At 69.5% G+C, this 19126-nt stretch carries 20 protein-coding genes; 9 read left to right on the top strand and 11 right to left on the bottom strand.

What is annotated here, in order from left to right; genetic code table 11:
- Nucleotides 1–3: 3 nt before the first annotated feature.
- A complete protein-coding gene (locus ACN6LB_RS16635; RefSeq protein WP_445026527.1) occupies nucleotides 4–867 on the top strand; it encodes an alpha/beta fold hydrolase in 864 nt (287 codons plus the stop codon).
- A gap of 3 nt (nucleotides 868–870) precedes the next feature.
- Here the strand turns inward: ACN6LB_RS16635 and ACN6LB_RS16630 are convergent, their stop codons facing one another.
- Together ACN6LB_RS16630 and ACN6LB_RS16625 are read right to left on the bottom strand one after the other, a co-directional pair.
- The gene (locus tag ACN6LB_RS16630) at nucleotides 871–1563 is read right to left on the bottom strand and encodes a hypothetical protein (RefSeq protein WP_445026526.1); all 693 of its coding nucleotides are present in this window, start codon (nucleotides 1561–1563) and stop codon (nucleotides 871–873) included.
- 176 nt (nucleotides 1564–1739) lie between these two features.
- Nucleotides 1740–2099, bottom strand: a complete 360-nt coding sequence (locus ACN6LB_RS16625) for an arsenate reductase family protein (protein WP_445026525.1) — start codon at nucleotides 2097–2099, stop codon at nucleotides 1740–1742.
- A gap of 164 nt (nucleotides 2100–2263) precedes the next feature.
- Here ACN6LB_RS16625 and ACN6LB_RS16620 point away from each other — a divergent pair, with 164 nt between their 5' ends.
- Complete coding sequence (locus ACN6LB_RS16620; RefSeq protein WP_445026523.1) at nucleotides 2264–2572, top strand: hypothetical protein; 309 nt, start codon at nucleotides 2264–2266, stop codon at nucleotides 2570–2572.
- Nucleotides 2573–3049: 477 nt separating this feature from the next.
- Here the strand turns inward: ACN6LB_RS16620 and ACN6LB_RS16615 are convergent, their stop codons facing one another.
- A complete protein-coding gene (locus tag ACN6LB_RS16615) occupies nucleotides 3050–4255 on the bottom strand; it encodes a winged helix DNA-binding domain-containing protein (protein WP_445026522.1) in 1206 nt (401 codons plus the stop codon).
- A 212-nt stretch (nucleotides 4256–4467) separates the two neighbouring features.
- Here ACN6LB_RS16615 and ACN6LB_RS16610 point away from each other — a divergent pair, with 212 nt between their 5' ends.
- From ACN6LB_RS16610 to ACN6LB_RS16590, 5 genes are all read left to right on the top strand, one after another.
- Nucleotides 4468–5808: a DUF2252 domain-containing protein gene (locus tag ACN6LB_RS16610; RefSeq protein WP_445026521.1), complete on the top strand. Its 1341-nt coding sequence runs from the start codon at nucleotides 4468–4470 to the stop codon at nucleotides 5806–5808.
- A 78-nt stretch (nucleotides 5809–5886) separates the two neighbouring features.
- On the top strand, nucleotides 5887–6495 hold the full coding sequence (locus ACN6LB_RS16605; protein ID WP_445026520.1) for a chemotaxis protein CheB: 609 nt from the start codon (nucleotides 5887–5889) through the stop codon (nucleotides 6493–6495).
- A gap of 7 nt (nucleotides 6496–6502) precedes the next feature.
- Entirely contained in the window at nucleotides 6503–8368 is a 1866-nt protein-coding gene (locus tag ACN6LB_RS16600) for a CheR family methyltransferase (protein WP_445026518.1), read from the top strand.
- A gap of 24 nt (nucleotides 8369–8392) precedes the next feature.
- A complete protein-coding gene (locus tag ACN6LB_RS16595) occupies nucleotides 8393–9241 on the top strand; it encodes a GAF and ANTAR domain-containing protein (RefSeq protein ID WP_445026517.1) in 849 nt (282 codons plus the stop codon).
- Nucleotides 9242–9379: 138 nt separating this feature from the next.
- Nucleotides 9380–10201 (top strand): ANTAR domain-containing protein, encoded by an 822-nt coding sequence (locus ACN6LB_RS16590; RefSeq protein WP_445026515.1) that lies wholly within the window; start codon nucleotides 9380–9382, stop codon nucleotides 10199–10201.
- Here the strand turns inward: ACN6LB_RS16590 and ACN6LB_RS16585 are convergent.
- Nucleotides 10170–10910: an alpha/beta hydrolase gene (locus ACN6LB_RS16585; protein WP_445026514.1), complete on the bottom strand. Its 741-nt coding sequence runs from the start codon at nucleotides 10908–10910 to the stop codon at nucleotides 10170–10172. The two genes, ACN6LB_RS16590 and ACN6LB_RS16585, sit on opposite strands and share 32 nt — an antisense overlap.
- A gap of 12 nt (nucleotides 10911–10922) precedes the next feature.
- A complete protein-coding gene (locus ACN6LB_RS16580) occupies nucleotides 10923–11423 on the bottom strand; it encodes a DUF1269 domain-containing protein (RefSeq protein WP_445026513.1) in 501 nt (166 codons plus the stop codon).
- 264 nt (nucleotides 11424–11687) lie between these two features.
- On the opposite strand from ACN6LB_RS16580, the gene ACN6LB_RS16575 reads away from it, so the two are divergent.
- The gene (locus ACN6LB_RS16575; protein WP_356144912.1) at nucleotides 11688–11972 is read left to right on the top strand and encodes a hypothetical protein; all 285 of its coding nucleotides are present in this window, start codon (nucleotides 11688–11690) and stop codon (nucleotides 11970–11972) included.
- A 44-nt stretch (nucleotides 11973–12016) separates the two neighbouring features.
- On the opposite strand, the gene pspAB is transcribed toward ACN6LB_RS16575, so the two are convergent.
- From pspAB to glnA, 6 genes are all read right to left on the bottom strand, one after another.
- Nucleotides 12017–12610, bottom strand: a complete 594-nt coding sequence (gene pspAB, locus ACN6LB_RS16570; RefSeq protein WP_356144914.1) for a PspA-associated protein PspAB — start codon at nucleotides 12608–12610, stop codon at nucleotides 12017–12019.
- A gap of 2 nt (nucleotides 12611–12612) precedes the next feature.
- Complete coding sequence (gene htpX / locus ACN6LB_RS16565) at nucleotides 12613–13536, bottom strand: zinc metalloprotease HtpX (protein ID WP_445026512.1); 924 nt, start codon at nucleotides 13534–13536, stop codon at nucleotides 12613–12615.
- 579 nt (nucleotides 13537–14115) lie between these two features.
- Nucleotides 14116–14904 carry a glycosyltransferase family 2 protein gene (locus ACN6LB_RS16560; RefSeq protein ID WP_445026511.1) on the bottom strand — a complete coding sequence of 263 codons (789 nt, stop codon included), beginning with the start codon at nucleotides 14902–14904 and terminating at the stop codon, nucleotides 14116–14118.
- Entirely contained in the window at nucleotides 14901–15605 is a 705-nt protein-coding gene (locus tag ACN6LB_RS16555; RefSeq protein WP_445026645.1) for a GltA, read from the bottom strand. The genes ACN6LB_RS16560 and ACN6LB_RS16555 overlap by 4 nt, the downstream gene beginning before the upstream one ends.
- 70 nt (nucleotides 15606–15675) lie before the next feature.
- On the bottom strand, nucleotides 15676–16488 hold the full coding sequence (locus tag ACN6LB_RS16550) for a GntR family transcriptional regulator (RefSeq protein ID WP_445026510.1): 813 nt from the start codon (nucleotides 16486–16488) through the stop codon (nucleotides 15676–15678).
- A gap of 496 nt (nucleotides 16489–16984) precedes the next feature.
- On the bottom strand, nucleotides 16985–18394 hold the full coding sequence (glnA, locus tag ACN6LB_RS16545) for a type I glutamate--ammonia ligase (RefSeq protein ID WP_356144926.1): 1410 nt from the start codon (nucleotides 18392–18394) through the stop codon (nucleotides 16985–16987).
- Nucleotides 18395–18592: 198 nt separating this feature from the next.
- On the opposite strand from glnA, the gene ACN6LB_RS16540 reads away from it, so the two are divergent.
- On the top strand, nucleotides 18593–19060 hold the full coding sequence (locus ACN6LB_RS16540) for an RDD family protein (protein ID WP_445026509.1): 468 nt from the start codon (nucleotides 18593–18595) through the stop codon (nucleotides 19058–19060).
- Nucleotides 19061–19126 lie beyond the last annotated feature (66 nt).

Below are 19126 nucleotides of genomic sequence, written 5' to 3'. Positions count from 1 at the left end.
GACATGAGCGTTCGCAGCACGTACGACGCGGCCGGGTTCGGGGCGGCGTACGAGAAGGTCATGGCCGGGTGGCCGGCGGACCGGGAGGCGGTAACGGTCGCGACGCCGTTCGGGGCGACGCAGGTGAACGTGTGCGGTCCGCACGACGGCCCCCCGCTCCTGCTCCTGCCCGGCGGCGACGGCGGGACCTCGGCCTCCTGGTCCGCCCAGGCCGCCGCCCTCGCCCGCACACACCGCGTCCACGCCGTCGACCTGATCGGCCGCCCGGGTCACAGCGTTCCGGCCGCCGACCGCCCCCTGCGTACGGTGGCCGACCTGACGTCCTGGCTGGACGCGCTGCTCGACGGCATCGGCGCCGATACCGTCGACCTCGGCGGGCACTCGTACGGCGGCTGGATCGCCCTCCACTACGCACTGCACGCGCCCACCCGCGTTCGCCGCCTGTTCCTCCTTGATCCGACCGGGTGCTTCGCCGGATTCAAGGCGGCGTACCTGATGCGCGCCCTGCCGATGCTGCTGCGGCCCTCGCCCGCACGGGTCCGGACCTTCCTGGAGTGGGAGACCGGGGGAGTACCCCTGGACCCCGACTGGCTCCGACTGCAGGAAGCGGCCGCCGGCTACCCCTCCGTGAAGCCGGTGACCGGTCCGCGACCGGCGCGCGAGGCGCTGCGTACGCTCGACATGCCGGTCCTGCTGCTCCTGGCCGGAAACAGCAGGACCCATGACGCTCGCCGCGTGGCGACCCGGGCGGCCGGGATGCTGCCGCGAGCGGAGACCGACGTCCTGCCGGGCGCCTCCCACCACTCACTGCCGCACACCGTGCCGCCCGGGCTCAATCGCCGCCTGGCGGACTTTCTCGGCCGGTGAGTGTCACCCCACCTTCTCGATCAGGGCCCGGCGGATCAGGAACTTGCCGGGCTCCCGGACCTGTTCGAAGGCCGCGTTGTTGAGCAGCGCGCAGCTTCCGGAGGTCGAAGTGACCTCCACCGTCGTGGACTTGTTGTTGTCCAGGTTGGTGACCCGCAGCTTCGTTCCCTTCGCGAACTGGTTGCTGGACGCGGCCGGGGCGCCGCCCTCGCCGGAGAGGGTGACAGTGGAGCCGTTGCAGACCTGCTGACCGCTCGCGGCGCCGCCGTTTGCGTTCCCGTTGTTCGCGGGAGCGGTCTGGGCCGGGGCCGTCTGGGCGGGATTTGTCTGGGCGGGCGCGGTCTGTGCAGGTGCGGCGGTCGAGGGCTGCGTGGCCTGGGAGTCCTGAGCCGACTCCCCAACCGTGCACCCGGACGCCTTCTGCTGCACCTTGATCTGGGCGATGACCGCCTCGCGGTTGGCGATCCGCGCCTGCGACTGGGCGTCGGGCGTGGCCCGTTGACCGTCGATGAATTTCTGGTTGTTGCCGAGCGCGGTGGCCAGTCCCAGGCAAGCGGTCGAATCCTGCGAGCTCTTGGTGACCGGCGCCGCGTTGGAGGTGGCCGCCATGGCGAACGCACCACCACCGGCCACCGCCGCGGCACTGACCAGCAGCGCGAGCTTCTTCTTGGGACTGAGAGTTCTCCTACGCGACATGCGCGCCTCCTGTCCCCGGCCGCCACCGTTGGCGGCCGGACGCGTTCCGTACGCCGCTATGTACGAGATACCGAACGGAGTTACTCAAGAGTTTCAGGAGTCGCTCAAGTAACGTAGGTCACAGGAGAGTTGAAGATCGTCGGCCGCCCCGACTACGGGCCCGACGACCGGTCCGACTAACGGGACATGGCGTCCCGTACGGCTTCCTCCGTGCGGCCCACGACCGCCGTGCCGTCCTCCGCGGTGATGATGGGCCGCTGGATCAGCTTGGGGTGCTCGGCCAGCGCCCGCACCCACTGCTCGCGCGCATCGTCGTCCCGGGCCCACTCCTTGACACCGAGCTCCTTGGCGACGGCCTCCTCGGTGCGCGTGATGTCCCACGGCTCCAGGCCGAGCCGCTCCAGCACCTCGCGGATCTCGTCCTCGCTCGGCACGTCCTCCAGGTACCGGCGCACGGTGTACGAGGCGCCTTCGGCGTCCAGCAGGGTGAGGGCGCTGCGGCACTTCGAACAGGCCGGGTTGATCCAGATCTCCATGCCGCACACGTTACGCGAGACCCCTCTGATCCCGGGTGTCACGGCCCCCTGAAAGCCCTTGTGGCCAGCGGCTTTTGTCAGTGCCTGGCAGTAGAATAGAAGCAGTGTTCGAGGGTGTCGCCGGGTGGTCCGGACGGCGCCCTGACCGCGACAGGAGGATGCCTGTGCCCGCTGCCGCACTGAAGCCGAAGCCGACCCAGTCCACGTCCAAGAGGGCGGTCCTGCTGGACCTGCCGTACGAGCCGGTCGAGAAGCGTCCGCTGCCCCCGGGGCGGCCTCGTGACTGGTACGTCACGCACAACCGCCGCCTCAAGGCGATGCGGCTTGCCATCGCTCTGCTCGACACCGGGGTGTATGTCCCGAACCAGGCTCGCAACGAGACGATACGCAGCACCGCGGAGCTCATCGGTGTCCATCCGCCGTCGGACACCACCTGCCACATGGTCCGCGCCCTGCTGCGCTACTCCCGCTGAGCCCCCCTCCGCCGGGCCCCTCCTCCAGAGGCGCCCGGCGGACCAACAACCTCACCCTCGTTCGAAGCTCACCCGGGGTGGGTGGGCAAACTCCGGGTACCCCTTGTTTCCTTCGCGCCCGGTGTGGGTGCTGGGCGGGGGTGGGTCACGCAACTCGGCGCTTACGAGGCGCCGCTGCGCCCACCCGTGCCGCCCCTAGCGGCACGATTGCCCGCAGAAACGAGGCTTCGCCGGCCCCCGGCGTCACACGCACCCGCAGTGAAGCGGCATCCGCGCGCCCGCACGCACCCGCAGTCGCGTACGCACGGAAGGGTCCGTGCCGGTACGTCTCTGCCCGTCGCGTAGCAGGCCCCCAGCCGAGTTTCGCCGTGCTCGACCCCCGGGCAGTACGCCCACGCGGCGACGGGCAAGACGTACCGGCACGGACCCGACCCACCCACCGGCCCCACGCGAACGGCGCCCCCGCCAGACCCCACATCAGGACCCCACCCCCGCAACCAACTCCCGCTCCAGCGGAGTCCGGAACCGTGGAGTGACCCGCGTCGCCCCCACCCACCCCGCCAGCCGAGCAGCCTCCGCAGAGATGGCCGCCTCTGCTTCCCGGCCGACCCCCGCCGCATCAAGGAGCCGCCACACGATCTCGCCGTCGGCCCGCTGCGCCCATCCTCCGACCACGCGACCGTCCCACCACACCGTGGGCCCCACGTTCCCGCTGCCGTCGAACAAGGCACCCCGCAGAGAGGAAGCCAGGAACCAGTCACGGTCCTGCCACCCCATGGCCGTGGGGTCGAGCCCGGGCAGCAGCGCGGCCCAGGGCTCGGCGGCCCCCGCGACCGGCTCGGCGTCGCCCTCCGCGACGTACCCCGTCACCCCACCGTCGAGCGAGACGGCCACCGCCCCCACGGCGGCCAGCGCACGCCGTACCTCCGTAACCCGCCACCCCGTCCACCACTTCAGGTCCGCCTCGGTCGCGGGCCCGCACGCGGTCAGCCATCGCCGCAGCAGCTCCGACTGCGCCTCGCCGACGGGCAGTTCGGGATGCGGCGGAGCCACCGCCCAGCGGAACTGGGTCGAGGTCCACGACCCCAGCGGACGCCCCCGCACGACCCGCCCCTCGACGCCGAGCACCCGCATCAGCCTGGACGACACAGATTGCGGGCTCTCGTAGCTCTTGCCGGCGCCGTAGGTGAACTGCTCCCTCAACCGCGGCTCGTCCTCGGTGAGTTCGTTCACCGTGGCCTGCCCGCGCCGGGCCAGCGCGGCGAGCGCGGATGTCTCCACCTCCGCGAGCCACTCCGGGGTCAGCCGCCCGCCGCTGCCGGTCACGATGTCCTTCAGCAGCCCGGCACGGGCCTTCGCGGCGATGGCGAGCCCGGTCGACGCGTGTACGACGGCGGCCAGTTCGGTCGGGAAGACGAACACGGTGTGCCGCATGCCGTGCATCCGCACCAGCGTCCGGTCCTCGTAGAGCGCCCGCTCGACCTCGGTCACGGTCTTGCCGGGCTCGGCGAGCCGCGCGCCCACCGCCAGGTACACCGTCGCCGGATCGGTCCCGTGCAGCGCGACCAGCGACGCGGCGACGTCCTCGGGGCCCGCCGCTCGCGCCGCCCCCGCGAGCCGCTGCCGCAGCGCGAGCCGCCCCCGCCGCTCCGCCACCCCCACGTGCCGCTGCTTCCCACTCACTCAGCCACCACCTGTTTTGTCACCTTCGCATCGCCCACCGAATGCACTCTCATCGAACGCCCTCCCGCCCGTCCCGTCACCCGATCGCCGTACCCGGCATGCGCACCACCCGCCCCACCACCTTGACTGATACGACCAGGGAAGGGCGGTAACGGCGGCAGAGGCGGGAACCCCATGACGAAGCACGGCCGGCGATACACGAGACCGACCCCATGACGACCCCCACCGACCGAGCCGCCCAGGGAAAGGCCGCCCGCAAGCGCGTCCCCCGTTCCGCCCACGGCACCTGGATACCGTCCGTGGACCGCCCCGACCCCGTCGCCGTACTGGAACGGCAGGGCAGGGACCGCCTCCAGGAGCTGCTGCCGATCCGCTACGGCCGGATGGGCGCCTCCCCGTTCGCGTTCCTGCGCGGAGCAGCCGCCGTCATGGCGGAGGACCTCGCCGCGCAGCCCCACACGGGCCTGACCGTGCAGCTCTGCGGCGACGCGCACCTGCTCAACTTCGGCCTGTACGCCTCCCCGGAACGCAATCTGCTCTTCGACCTCAACGACTTCGACGAGACGTATCCGGGCCCGTTCGAATGGGACGTGAAACGGCTCGCGGCCAGTGTCGCGGTGGCGGCGCGCGAGAACGGGCACTCGGACAGCCAGGTGCACCGCGCGGCGCGGGAGGCGGCGGCCGCGTACCGCAAGAGCATGCGGCGGCTGGCCGGACAGGGCGAACTGGCCGTCTGGTACGAGCGCATCGACACCGACCACCTGCTCCCGCTGGTCCGCGCCGGCCACCGTCGCAGGCGCGTGGAGTCGACGCTCACCCGCGCCCGCCGCCGTACCAGCCTGCACGCGCTCGGGAAACTCACCGAGACCGTCGACGGCCGGCGCCGTATCGTCCACGACCCGCCGCTGCTGGAACCCGCCGGAGCCCCCGACATGGCGGTGCTCCGCAAGAGCTTCAGCGACTACCGCTCCACCCTCTCCGAGGAGCGCCGCCTGCTCCTGGACCGCTACCGCTTCGTGGACGCGGCCCGCAAGGTCGTCGGTGTGGGCAGCGTCGGCACCCGCTGCTTCGTCGTGCTGCTCGCCGGACGGGACGTGGACGACCCGCTGTTCCTGCAGATCAAGGAAGCGCGCCGGTCCGTACTGGAAGCGCATCTGCCGACCGGCCCGTACGTCCATCCCGGGCACCGCGTGGTCGCGGGGCAGCGGCTGCTGCAGGCGGCGAGCGACATCTTTCTCGGCTGGATGACCGGGCCGCAGGGCCGGGCGTTCTACTGGCGTCAACTGCGCGACATGAAGGGCTCGGCGGACGTCGCGGGCATGACGCCGGACCGCCTCGTCCAGTACGCCCGGCTCTGCGGCACCGCCCTGTCGCGCGCGCACGCCCGCTCGGGCGACCGGATCGCCGTCGCCGCGTACCTGGGCGGCGCCGACACCTTCGAGTGCGCCGTCGCGGACTTCGCCCTGCGGTACGCCGACCAGAACGCGGCGGACCACGCGACGCTGGGCGCGGCGGTGGCGGCGGGCGTGGTGACGGCGGCACCGGGTGTGTGAGCGGCTCCGGTCACCGGGCAGCCCGGTGGACCACGTGGGCGGCCGCGTGAACCGCGTGGGCGGCGCTACGCTCCGTACATGACGGCTGAAACGTCCGATCCGGGTCAGGCGGAACAGTACGCGGTGGTGGCGATCGCCTCGTCCGCGGGCGGCATTCACGCACTGATCGAGGTGCTCGGCGCCCTCGACGCCGACTTCCCGGTCCCGGTGCTCGTCGTCCAGCATCTCGATCCGCGCCACCGCACGGTGATCGCGGAGATCCTCGCCCGTCGCACCCCGCTCGACGTGAAGCTCGCGGAGGCCGGTGAACGCGCCGCCCCGGGCACCATCTACATCGCACCGCCCAACCGCCACCTCCTGGTGAGCGCGGACGGTGTGCTGGCCTTGTCCGACAGCGAACTCGTCCACTTCGTACGCCCCTCCGCCGATCTCCTCTTCGAGTCCCTGGCAGGCGCCTTCGGAGCCCGCGCGATCGCCTGCGTGCTGACCGGGTCCGGCAGCGACGGAGCGATGGGCGTGGATGCCGTGAAGTCACGAGGCGGCACCGTCATCGTGCAGGATCCGGCCTCGGCGGAATTCAGAGGCATGCCGGAGGCAGCCGTGGGTACGCGAGCAGTGGACTTCGTGCTACCTCTGGAGGAGATCCCCGCGGTGATCCGCGGGCTGGTGGAGACCGAGAGGCAATGAGGCGGTAATGAGCGACGTGCAGGAAGTCGAGTCGGACGAGGAGTTGGAGAGTCTCCTCGGCTTTCTGCGGGACGCGCGCGGATTCGACTTCACCGGCTACAAGCGATCCACACTGGGGCGGCGCATCCGCAAGCGCATGGCCGAAGTGGACGTCGCGTCGTACGCCGACTACCGCGACCGCCTGGAGACGGACGCGGGTGAGTTCAACGCCCTCTTCAACACCATCCTGATCAACGTCACCTCCGTCTTCCGCGACCCCGACGCCTGGACCTTCCTGCAGCGCGAGGTGGTGCCCGAGATCATCGCTCAGCGGGAGCCCGACGAGGAGATCCGGGTGTGGAGCGCGGGTTGCTCCAGCGGCGAGGAGGCGTACTCGCTGGCGATCATGTTCGCGGAGGCCCTCGGCAACGAGGAGGCCATGAGCCGCGTCAAGATCTACGGTACGGACGTCGACGAGGAGGCGCTCAGGGAGGCGCGCTCGGGTCTCTACTCGGCCAAGGCCCTCGAACCGCTCTCCGCGGAGCTGCGCGACAAGTACTTCGAGCGGAACGGCGCCCGGTTCAGCTTCCGCTCCGATCTGCGCCGCCGGGTCATCTTCGGCCGTCACGACATCACCCGCGACGCCCCGATCTCCCGGCTCGACCTGCTGGTCTGCCGCAACACGCTGATGTACTTCAACGTCGAGGCGCAGACGCAGATCATCGATCGTTTCCACTTCGCACTGCGCGAGGACGGCTTCCTCTTCCTCGGCAAGGCCGAAATGCTGCTCAACGACTCGGACAGATTCGATGTGGCGAGCATGCGGCAGCGGGTGTTCCGCCGCCGCCCGGGGGCCGGGGGACCGCCGTACCCGCCGAGCACGGTGAAGATCAGAGCGGGTGTGGGTGTCGAACTGCAGGCCGCGGTCCGCACCCGCCACCTGCGCGACCTGATCCTCGACGCGATTCCGGGCGCTGTGCTGGCCATCGACGCCGAGGGCATGGTGGTCCTCGTCAACGGCCATGCCCGCACACAGTTCGGTCTCGCCGAGGGCGATCTCGGGCGCCCCTTCCAGGACCTGGAGATCTCCTACCGGCCGGTGGAGCTGCGCTCGCTGATCGAGCAGGCCACGCACGAGCGCCGCACCCTGCGGATCAACGCCGCCGAGCGCCACATCGGCGAGGAGGTCCAGTACTTCGACATCCTCATCCAGCCGCTCGTCAGCCCCACCGGCCTGCCCATCGGCACCACCGTCACCTTCACCGACGTCACGGTCGCGACCCAGCTCAAGGCCGAGGTCAAGCGGGTACGGGAGGACCTGGAGACGGCGTACGAGGAACTCCAGTCCACCAATGAGGAGTTGGAGACAACGAACGAGGAACTTCAGTCCAGCATCGAGGAGCTGGAGACGACCAACGAGGAACTCCAGTCCACCAACGAGGAGTTGGAGACGACCAACGAGGAACTCCAGTCGGGCAACGAAGAACTGGAGACCATGAACGAGGAGATGCGGGTCCGCACCGAGGAGCTGGACGAGACCCGCGCCTTTCTCGACGGCGTGCTGTCCAGCATCGGGGCCGGAGTCGTCGTCCTCGACCGGGACCTGAAGGTCAAGAGCTGGAACACCGGTGCCGTCGACATGTGGGGCCTGCGCTCCGACGAGGTTCTCGACCAGTCCTTCTTCGGCCTCGATTTCGGACTGCCCGCGGAGGCGCTGCGCGATGTGATCCTCAAGTGCCTCGAGACCGGGCAGCGCGCCGTTCCCCTGTACGTCGCAGCTGTGAACCGGATCGGCAAGTCTCTGACCTGCGCCGTTCGCTGCAGCCCGTACGAGGGGCATCGCGGCGGCGTGGTCCTGCTGATGGAAGAGAGCCGGAACGGCGCTTCCGGATGACCCGGCCGGGCGTACGATGCGGGCATGTACTCCAGTGGGAGTTCATCACACTCTGAGCCGGCGTCGGGGGTCCGGCGGCGGGCCGCTCTCGCACGTGAGCGCGAGGCGCGGGAGATCGACGCGGCCGAGCTCCAGGAACGGTTGGCCAAGGTCACCGGAGTGGCCCTCCATGTACGCCTCGCCGGAGTGCATCGCAGGTCAGCGGCCTGTCACCGCACCGCGGCCGAGCTGCATGAGGACTATGCCCGTCTGCTGGCCTCCTGGGAAGGTGGCTGCGGGGCGCCGCCTCGCTTCATGACCGGGGTCGCTGCGGCCTGTGGTACCCGGAGCGCGGCCGTCACCTTCACGGGGTCCGACCACAGTCAGCTCGCGGTTGCCGCGTCGAATGATCAGGCCCGTGCCGCACAGGAACTGGAGTTCGTTCTCGGAGAGGGGCCGACCAGGGACGCCATGGTCCGGCACCGCACGGTGAGGGCATCCGGCGCGCGGCTGCGCGACCGCTGGCCAGGGTACGGGCCCGAGGCCGAGGAGCTGGGGATCAAGGAAGTGGTCGCCGTGCCGCTCACATTGCGGGACAGCTGTCTCGGTTCCCTGACCGTCTTCGACCCGGGTCCAGGGCTCACCACCGTCTTCACGGACATCGCCGAGGCGCTGACGCGCACCATGGTCTCCGGCCCACAGGCCGACCCCGAGTTCTACGGCGGTGTCGACCACCGCGCCGTCGTCCACCAGGCGGCCGGCATGGTCTCCGTCCAGGCGGCCTGTCCGGTGGCCGACGCCCTGGAACTCATCAAAGCCCGTGCCTTCAGCGAGGGTGAACCCGTGCAGGACGTGGCGGCGCGCATCGTCCGGGGGGATGTGCGTCTCGGCTGAGCCGCCGGCGACGTCCACTCCCCGAGACGAGGTGTCCGATCCTCCGAACGACCCACCCCGGATGCCGGAAGTGGAGAAACTGGGCACAGAAACCGGAACTTCTGCGAGTGGCAGACGTCCGAAAGGAGCGGGAGCCTCATGACCACGCCCTTCGCGCCGCAGCGGCTGGCGCGAGCGTTTGTCGAACTCGCCGGCGCAACCCTGGGCGAGCCCTCCGACCCGTCCCGCGTGCTCGCGACGCTGGCGTCCCACGGCACGGACTTGCTGGGCTGCTGCGCGGCGATGGCCCGATACGCTCCCGACGGGCCGGCCTCCGCGCAACTGGCGGGCACGGACGGGCAGTTGCGGCAACTGGAGCGGGACGCACTGCAGTGGGGCGAGGGGCCCGGGCACGATGCGCAGACCACCGGCCGCACGGTGCCGGACGCGGCCATCGACGGCGACCATGGAACAGGCAGGGCCTGGACGCGCTACGCACCCCGCGCCCTGGCTCTCGGCTACCGCAGAGCCGCCGCCTTCCCGATGATCACCGACATCGGCGGCGAGGAGGCCACGGGCGCTCTCGTCCTCCTCTGCACCTCCGACGCGCCGCTCTCTGCCGAGGTGCTGGACCTCGCGCAGTCGCTCACCGACGCCGCCGCCTTCGCCCTGGCCCAGGAGCGCGAGGTGCGTGAGAGCCGCGCCCTGGCCGAGCAGCTGGGGCAGGCCCTGACCAGTCGGGTCGTCATCGAACAGGCCAAGGGTGTGCTCGCGGCCGGCCTCTCCGTCTCCGTCGACGACGCCTTCGCCCGCTTGCGCGGCCACGCCCGCGCACACCGGCGCCGCCTGCCGGAGGTGGCCCAGGAAGTGGTCGACGGCCGGCTGGACCTGACAGGGGACGAGGGCCTGTCGGCCGCAAGGCGACAGCCGGCAGGCCGCAGGACGACCGCTAACCGGACGGAACCGGAAGGCGGTCGCTGAGCACGGTGTCCACGAACCGGCGCCGGTCGGCGGCGTGTTCGTACAGCCACAGGCCCACCATGTGCTCCGCGTCCGGCAGTTCGAACCGGGTGAACCGGGCCCGAGCGGTGAGCGCGTCCTGCACGGCCTCGGTCACGGCGGGCGGGATGACGGCGTCCGTACCCGGCACGGCCAGCACGGCGCGTCCCGCGTACGTCCGCAGTACGTCGAGCGCCGGAGCCGCGCGCCAGCTGTCCGGCGTACGGATGATGTCGCTGAACCGCCCCTGTCCGTCACCGAACTTCACCGGCCAGGCCTCGGCCGCGTACACGGCGGGTGCGCACAGTCCGAGTGCCGCCACCCGCTGCCCGTAGTGGCCGGCGAGGTCGGCGACGGTCTGGCCGCTCATGCTGAACCCGACCAGGATCAGCGGCCCCCCGGCCGTGACCCGGGCGTCGATGACGGCGACGGCCTGCTCGAAGCGCCGTCGCAGACTCAACTCGCCCAGCGCACCCGAGCTTTCGCCGTGTCCCGAGAAGTCGAAGGCGATGCCCCGGCAGTCGCGGGCGACGAAGTCCTGGAGCAGCGGGATCAGCCGCTCCTTGCTGCCGATGCCCGCGCCGTGCAGCAGGACGACGGTGGCCGCCCGGCCACCGTCGTCGTCACCGCTGTCCACCCCTTTGAGTAGTTCACCGTCGTGGGCGTGCGCGAAGGAGAAGAGCTCACTCATGAGCCCATTCACTCATGCCTTCGGTGCCTGTGCGGCAGCGATCGCCTGGCGCAGCGCGTCCTCCTGCTCCTGGCTCAGTGATGTCTGCACCAACTGGCCGCCGTACGCTGCGAGTTGGGGGATGACCTTGTCGCCGGCCGCCTGCTTGACCAGGAGGAAGAGCGCGGCGGCGCCGGGGCGCAGGTTCTGGCTGAGGTCCTTCATGAAGTCGTCGTTGATGCCGGTGTCCGTGACCGCGCCCCCGGCGGCACCGGCCGCGGCGCCCACCGCCGCGCCGAGCAGCGGCGCCAGGAAGAGCAGCCCGATGACCCCGCCCCACAGTGCGCCTCCGGCCGCGCCCGTCGCCGTATGGTTGACCGCCTGGTGCAGTTTGATCTTCCCGTCCTCGTGCCGTTCGACGACCACCGCGTCCTCCAGCTCGACGAGGTGCTCCTTGGTCAGGGCGAAGACCTTCTCGCGCACCTGGTTGGCGGTGGCAAGGTCGTCGTAGGCGATGACGAAGAGATTGCTCATGCGAGACACCCCTTATGTCGGCTTTGTGTCAACCTATAGCGCTCCGGGAAAGGGTGCAGCCGGGGAAAACGAGGTGCGCGCATTCGGGCGCCGTCCCTACGCTGAGAGCACGCTCCAGAGCTTCCGGGGACCGCTTCCCGCCGGACAGGCATCAGTTGGCGGTCTCGGGGCTACTCTCTACGCACCGACGGACGGTCGCCCACCCCCAGCGCCCCGCCGGCACATCATCAAGACCAGTCGTCCACGCTCCCAAGGAGTCCCGTCATGGGCACCTTGTTCATTTCCGCGACCGTGATCCTCGTTCTCTTAGGGTTCAACAACCACGTCCTCTGGCTCGCGGCGGCAGCAGTCCTCTTCCTGTACACCCGCTACGGCCGCACCGGGGGCAGCGGTGCGGCGGCACCCTCGTCAGGAGGCGGGGGTGCGTCGGGACCGGCGATGCCCTCCAGCTACCGCGCGTACCGCGACCGCCGCGACCGGCAGGCCAGGTGGGAGCGCCGCTACCGCCGCGAACGTCCCCTGGAGGCCCGCCGCCAGGACCGCACGTAGTAACCCCTGGGCAGGGGCCTGAGGGCAGCAGAGGCCGTACGGCCTCACAGTCCCGGCGCGCCCCAGATCGGGAACCAGCGGCTCAGGTCCTGCTCGATCCGCAGGTCATCGGCGAGCACCGCCTTGACCTGCAGTTCGAGCGCGTTGTCCCGCCGCTGGTTCCCCTCGGGCACCGGGGCGAAGGGGTAGAACGTGCCGCGCTTGTAGAGGTAGACGAGCCCGAGCCGCCGCCGTGCGCCGGCCGGGCCCGTCTCGAAAGCCGCCACCGAGCAGAGCAGCTGCGGCCCGAAGCCGCTGCCCTCCAGCGCGCTGTTGACCGCGTGCAGATCGCTCACCAGGGCGGGCAGGTCGTCGGGTGCCCGGCGCGAGACCAGCCACGAGTACCCGTACTCGTCCCGGTCGACCTGCACCGGTGGCCCGGTCCGCTCGGCGTCCGCGTCGAGCAGCGCCTGCACCTCCTCGTGCGCCTGGGCGAAGGCCTGGCCCTCGACGCTCGCGAAGCACACCGCACCCGTGCCGGTCGGCGTGAAGCCGGCGGCGGCCTCCAGGGTCACCGCGGCCGACGGCAGCCCGAAGAGCTGGTCGAGGTCCGGCTGCGCGGGGCGCGTACGGCCGAGCAGAATGTCCAGGAACCCCATGCTCAACCGGCCTTCCCGGGCGCGGCGGCCTCACCCAACTCGGCCGAGATGTGCGCGAGTTGTTCGAGCCGCTGCTCCAGGCTCGGGTGGGTGGAGAAGTACCGCTCGATGCCGGGCGTGCGGCCCAGGGCGGGCGTGAAGTAGAAGGCGTTGAAGGCCTGCGCCGTGCGCAGGTCCTTCGTCGGGATCCGCGCGATGTCCCCGGACACCTTGGTCAGCGCGGAGGCCAGCGCCGAGGGCCGCCCGGTGAGCAGGGCCGCGGCCCGGTCGGCGGCCAGCTCGCGATACCGGGACAGCGCCCGGATCAGCAGGAAACTGAGCGCGTACACGGCGGCCGAGACCGCCATCACGACCATGAAGACAGCCATCGTGTTCTGGTCCTTGCGGCCCCGCCCGCCGAACAGCTGCGAGTAGAACGCGAACCGCACGATCAGCCCGGCGATCACCCCGAGGAACGACGCCACGGTGATCACGGCGACATCCCTGTGCGCCACGTGCGACAGCTCGTGCGCGAGCACACCCTCCAGCTCGTCCGGCTCCAGCCGGCGCAGCAGACCCGTGGTCACGCACAGCACCGCGTGATCGGCGTTGCGCCCGGTCGCGAACGCGTTCGGCATGTCCAGGTCGGAGACGGCGACGAGCGGCTTCGGCATGTCGGCGACGGCACACAGCCGGTCGACGACGCCGTGCAGCTGCTCGTACTCCTCCCGCTCCACGATCCGCCCGTGCATCGCGTACAGCGCGATCCGGTCGGAGAACCAGTACTGCGCGCCGAGGAACGCCGCCGCGACGACCACGACCAGCACCCAGGACTTCAGCAACACGATCAACGCGGCGACGAAGGCCACGTACAGCAATCCGAGCAGGAACAGCGTGACCGTCATGCGCACGGTCAGTCGCGGATCGCTCCGGAACCGGTTCTGCATCTGCACCACCCCGCGGTATCACTCCGCACTCGGGCACTCGTCCCGATGTCCAGTGTGCACCTGCGGTCTCCCATGAACCGGTCCCGTTCGGCCCCAAGCCGAGCAAAGAAAGACCCTTGCGCGCTACGGCGAAGGCCGCCACCCCACAAAGGGGGCGGCGGCCTTCGTCAGCGCTGACGGGCGAGTCGGCTCACACGTCGAAGAAGTGACGGTGCGGCGCCGCTACCTCGGAGCCTTGTTCTCGGAGTCGTTCTGACCAGCAGGAATGCCGTCGTTGTCTGTCATTGCTTGTGGTCGTCGACCACCCCCGGACGGCCCAGCGACGGCCCGGCGGCCGCTGACACCGGCACATTCACAGCGGGCTCGCATGATCGTTCTGGAGTATCCGCGAGAGTGATCACTCGACAGAACTGATGGCAGTTCAGCCCGTCTCGGCCTCCCGAGGCGGGCTGCGCCTTTCATCCATCCGATCGGCTACGGCTTCGCAGAAGTTCACGAGGCCTGGCATCGCTCAGCTACGGCCGAGCCACGACCCCTTCGTCGCGAAGGTGATCAGGCCCGTTCTCGCCTTGTCCTTGATCAGGTGGACGGCTCCGCACCGAGCGTCTTGGCCTCCGACTCGATCGCGATGCCGACCCAGGCACGAAGAGCGCTGGCGTGCTCCTGGATCAACGACATCCGGGCTTCCCATTCGGCTCCGGCTTTGTGATGCGGGTGCGTTGTGATCTGCCCTGCGTGCTTGCGGTAGATGAGGCCGACGTCGCCGATGAACCATCCGTCTGACAGAGCATCGAGCCCCAGCAACAGGCCCGTGTCGCCGGAAGCCGGCAGGGCCATCCATCCACCCAGGAGCGCCAGGAGCGGGCGCCGAACGCATAGCGTGGCCGGGTGAACGTGAGGTCGCCGATGTTCAGCCCAGAATCCATACGCGCTCCCTTGCGGGAGGGATCCGGGGTCTGGGTCACCGTCAAACGAGACGGTGCTCCCGTCCTCCAGAAGGTCGACCACTCGCGAAGTGGTCCAGCCCACCGAGGGGTGTTCCTCCATCACAGCGATGTCGCGCGCCAGTACTCCGGGAGTGAGTTGGTCGTCGGCGTCGAGATTCTTTACGTAGAGGCCAGTTGAACGGGCAAACGCCATGGTCCGTGCCACGTGAGGTCCGCCGCGTCGAGATGCCGAGATGCGAATGCGCTGATCGTCCGATGGAAGGTGACGCGCGGCCTGGACATCGCTTCCGTCCTCCTGCACGCACCATTCCCATGACCACCCGTCGGGAAGATCTTGGCTGAGGAGTGATGCGTACGCGTCTGAGAGGAACTGCGCCCCTTCGCCGTGTACCGGTGTAACGATCGAAATGACCTTGCTCATGAGGGCTCTCCGGTGGCTGTCATTCCCTGCGACGGACTCCAGCGCCAGCCGAGGCTCCGAATTGCCTCCAACCGAGGCAGAAGAATCCCATCCAGCGCCGCGCGCTCGGCCGGGTCCCAGTGCGCAGGCTGGGCAGTCTGCTTCTTGGGGTGCTTTCTGTAGATAGCCCCCGGCTCATCGATCATCCAGCCCTGCGAGACCGCCTCACAGAGGAGCAGAAGAGCCACGTCCTCAGATGCCGGGACCGCAGGCCACGCCCCCATCGCGTGGACGAGAGCGGTGTGCGCAGTCATCGTGGTGCCAACGACGGGGAAGCGCCCGGACTTGTAGCCATCCATCATCACGCCGTCCGCGAGCAGGCCCGCGGGAGGGTCATGCGGACCTGGCCGCAAGGAACCGTCGGGGTGCAGGTCCAAACACGCGGACACACACCATGCCGCGTCGCGGTTTTGCGTCAATGTGTTGATGGCACTCGCGAGCGCACCGGGAGGCAGCAGGTCATCCGCGTCCAGGGCGCGAACCAGCTCGCCCCTCACGCGAGCCATCGCCATGGAGCGGGTCATTGCCGCACCGCCGTTTCGACCGGTACCTGTGGAAATTCGGTCGTCAGCAGGGAGGACCGAAGCGAGGAAGCCGGTCCTGCCGTCCTCCTGCACGATCCATTCCCAATCCCACCCCGAGGGCATGGCCTGAGAGCGCAGCGACTCGTACGCCTCAAGGAGGTAGTCCTGTCCCTCGTTCTGGACGGGGTCACGATGCTGATGAGAGGCATTAGCTCCAACGCTCCAGCTGTGTGGTGTAGATCAGCTCGATGCGATCTGCGGGAAATGGGATATCGGAAACCTCGACGGGTCTGCCTTCCGTCGAATGACTGATCTTCCGAATCCTGAGGACCGGGACACCCGGCGGGATATCGAAATCCAGGACCTCTTCGGGCGTCGGCATACTGGACGTTACGTGATCAACGATCCTGTCCAGTTCCACTCCAACCGTGTAGAGCTGGTGCATGGTGCCTCCTGGCCACGGTTCACGGGTTGGGTCCAGTAGGTCAGGGTTGCCACTCGCCAAGTCGTATGGGATATAGCTGATCGAGCGGCTGGCGCCTGCGTTCTGGGCATGGCGCCTGGTGTAGGTGCGGCGCAGCACCCGGGTTCCAGCGGGCAGTTCCAGGGCATTGCAAATTTCTGGCGGCGCCTCGATGACCGCGTATTCTGCGCTGTCCTCATGCAGGTCTTGCAAAGCGATGCCTGAGTCAGCCTCGGATACCCCCGCGTCTGAGCGCTCGGATTGCGGTAGCCGGACCGCTGCTTTCTCGGAGTGATACCGGGTGTTCTGGCGCCTTTGGTGTGGTGGAGGTATGCGCACCCAGGTGTTTCCGCCTGCGAGCCCAGAGAGGACGCCAGCCGCTTTGAGGCTCACGACGGCCTTGCTGGCGGTGTTCTTGTTGACGCCATGCTCCTCGGCCAGGGCAGCGATCGTGGGGATCTGGTCCCCGGGACGCAGGGATCCGCTCTCGATCTGCGCCAGGAGCGCGACGACGACCTTCTGTGCGCCGCTGACGGCGCCCGTCATGGGCTTGGTCATGGGCTCACCCTCGCAGACCCAACACAGCGAAGCAACACCTTCCTAGGAAGGTGTTAACGGCGCCACCGGTCCGTGCCGGTCTCGCTTCCGCAACCTTCCTAGGACCCGCAGGGCTCGCGGACGGGTGAGGGAGGCAACCGGCGCGGCGATAGCCGCCGCGAAGCGATTGGAGGTGACCGGTTGGCCACGGCGCGCGTTCGCGCTCGCGGACCAGGGGATGGAGCGGCGCCGCCGTGCCGGTCGATCACGGCCGCGCCCATCGCTTTCGTCAAGCGTCCAGCTCCGCGGCCGTCGGATCCATGTACCGGATGCGGTCACCGGCCCCGGCGAAGCCGATGCGCTGACCTGAGCGGCGGCGAGCCGTAGCCGTCGACCGTCGGTCGCGGCGCGTAACCCGAAACGGGCCGTCGGCCGTGCCCTTCCGGTGAGGAAGGACACGGCCGACGGCCCACAGACGGCCCAGGGGAGCGGGAACCCGCTCTGACCTGGGGCGATATCACACGTCGAAGTACAGCTCGAACTCGTGCGGGTGCGGACGCAGCTGCAGCGGCGCGATCTCGTTGGTGCGCTTGTAGTCGATCCACGTCTCGATCAGGTCGGACGTGAAGACGTTGCCCGCGAGCAGGAACTCGTGGTCGCGCTCCAGCGAGTCGAGCACACCCGGCAGCGAGGTCGGGACCTGCGGGACACCCGCGTGCTCCTCGGGAGCCAGCTCGTAGAGGTCCTTGTCGATCGGCTCGGCCGGCTCGATCTTGTTCTTGACGCCGTCGAGGCCGGCCATCAGCAGCGCCGCGAACGCGAGGTACGGGTTGCCGGAGGAGTCGGGCGCACGGAACTCGACGCGCTTGGCCTTCGGGTTGGAGCCCGTGATCGGGATACGCATGGCCGCGGAGCGGTTGCGCTGCGAGTACACCAGGTTGACCGGCGCCTCGAAGCCCGGCACCAGACGGTGGTAGGAGTTCACCGTCGGGTTGGTGAAGGCCAGCAGCGACGGGGCGTGCTTGAGGATGCCGCCGATGTAGTAGCGGGCGGTGTCCGACAGGCCCGCGTAGCCGGCCTCGTCGTAGAACAGCGGGTCGCCGTTCGCCCACAGCGACTGGTGGACGTGCATGCCCGAGCCGTTGTCACCGAAGATCGGCTTCGGCATGAAGGTCGCGGTCTTGCCGTTGCGCCAGGCGACGTTCTTCACGATGTACTTGAAGAGCTGGAGGTCGTCGGCCGCGGCGAGCAGCGTGTTGAACTTGTAGTTGATCTCGGCCTGGCCGGCGGTGCCCACCTCGTGGTGCTGGCGCTCGACCTGGAGGCCGGACTTGGCCAGCTCCAGGGAGATCTCGGCACGCAGGTCGGCGAAGTGGTCGACCGGCGGGGTCGGGAAGTAACCGCCCTTGTAGCGGACCTTGTAGCCGCGGTTGTCCTCCAGCGCACCGGTGTTCCAGGCGCCCGCCTCGGAGTCGATGTGGTAGAAGGACTCGTTCTCGGCGGTCTTGAAGCGCACGCTGTCGAACACGTAGAACTCGGCCTCGGGGCCGAAGTACGCGGTGTCGGCGATACCGGTGGACGCGAGGTAGGCCTCGGCCTTCTTCGCCACGTTGCGCGGGTCACGGGAGTACTGCTCGCCCGTGATCGGGTCGTGGATGAAGAAGTTGATGTTGACCGTCTTGTCGCGGCGGAAGGGGTCGACGCGCGCGGTGGACAGGTCGGCGCGGAGCGCCATGTCGGACTCGTGGATGGCCTGGAAGCCGCGGATGGAGGAGCCGTCGAAGGCCAGTTCCTCGGTCGGGTCGAAGGCCTCGGCCGGGATGGTGAAGTGCTGCATCACACCCGGAAGGTCGCAGAAGCGGACGTCGACGAACTTGACGTCCTCATCCGCGATGAACTTCTTGGCCTCGTCGGCGTTCTGGAACATCCAGCTCCTCCTACTCCCGCCCACTGGGACCGGGGTGGTAGTTCGTTCGTGCGGCCAGTGCGGTGGCACACGCTGGACCCGACCATAGGGATGGCGGATTTCTCAAGCGTGACCCATTTGTTTCGCCCAAGTTAACCGACCCGGGTCTCCGGGGCCCCACCTGTCCGCATGGCAAAACGGGCGCAGTACCGTGGACGGGTGGACAACAGGCAAGCAATCGGATCGTGGCTCTCCGGACCCCGCGCGGCCGCGGAGGACGCCGGGGTCGACTTCGGCTACCGCGGCGAACAGCTGGGCCTGCCGGAGCAGGGGCCGGGCTCGATCGCCCGCCCGGGACGGCGCCTCGGCGCCCTCGTCGTCGACTGGGGCCTGTGCGCGCTGATTGCATCCCGGCTCATCACGCACGGCTACGGTCCGGCGGCCTCCAACTGGGCCCTGCTCATCTTCTTCGTCCTCGGCGTGCTCACCGTCGGCACGGTCGGCTTCACCCCGGGCAAGCGCCTGTTCGGCCTGCGGATCGTCCCGGAGGGCGGCGGCCGGCTGAACCCGCTGCGCGCCCTGCTGCGCACCGTGCTTCTGTGCCTCGCCGTCCCGGCCCTGATCTGGGACCGCGACGGCCGCGGCCTGCACGACCGGCTGGCCCGCACGATCGAGGTCCGCATCTGAGTCTCTCCGCCTTACGACGTCTTACGACGAAGGGGGAGCCCGGAGTGGTCTCCGGGAGTCCCCCTC

Source organism: Streptomyces sp. SAS_270, from assembly GCF_052543295.1.
This window is presented reverse-complemented; position numbering and strand designations above follow the sequence as displayed.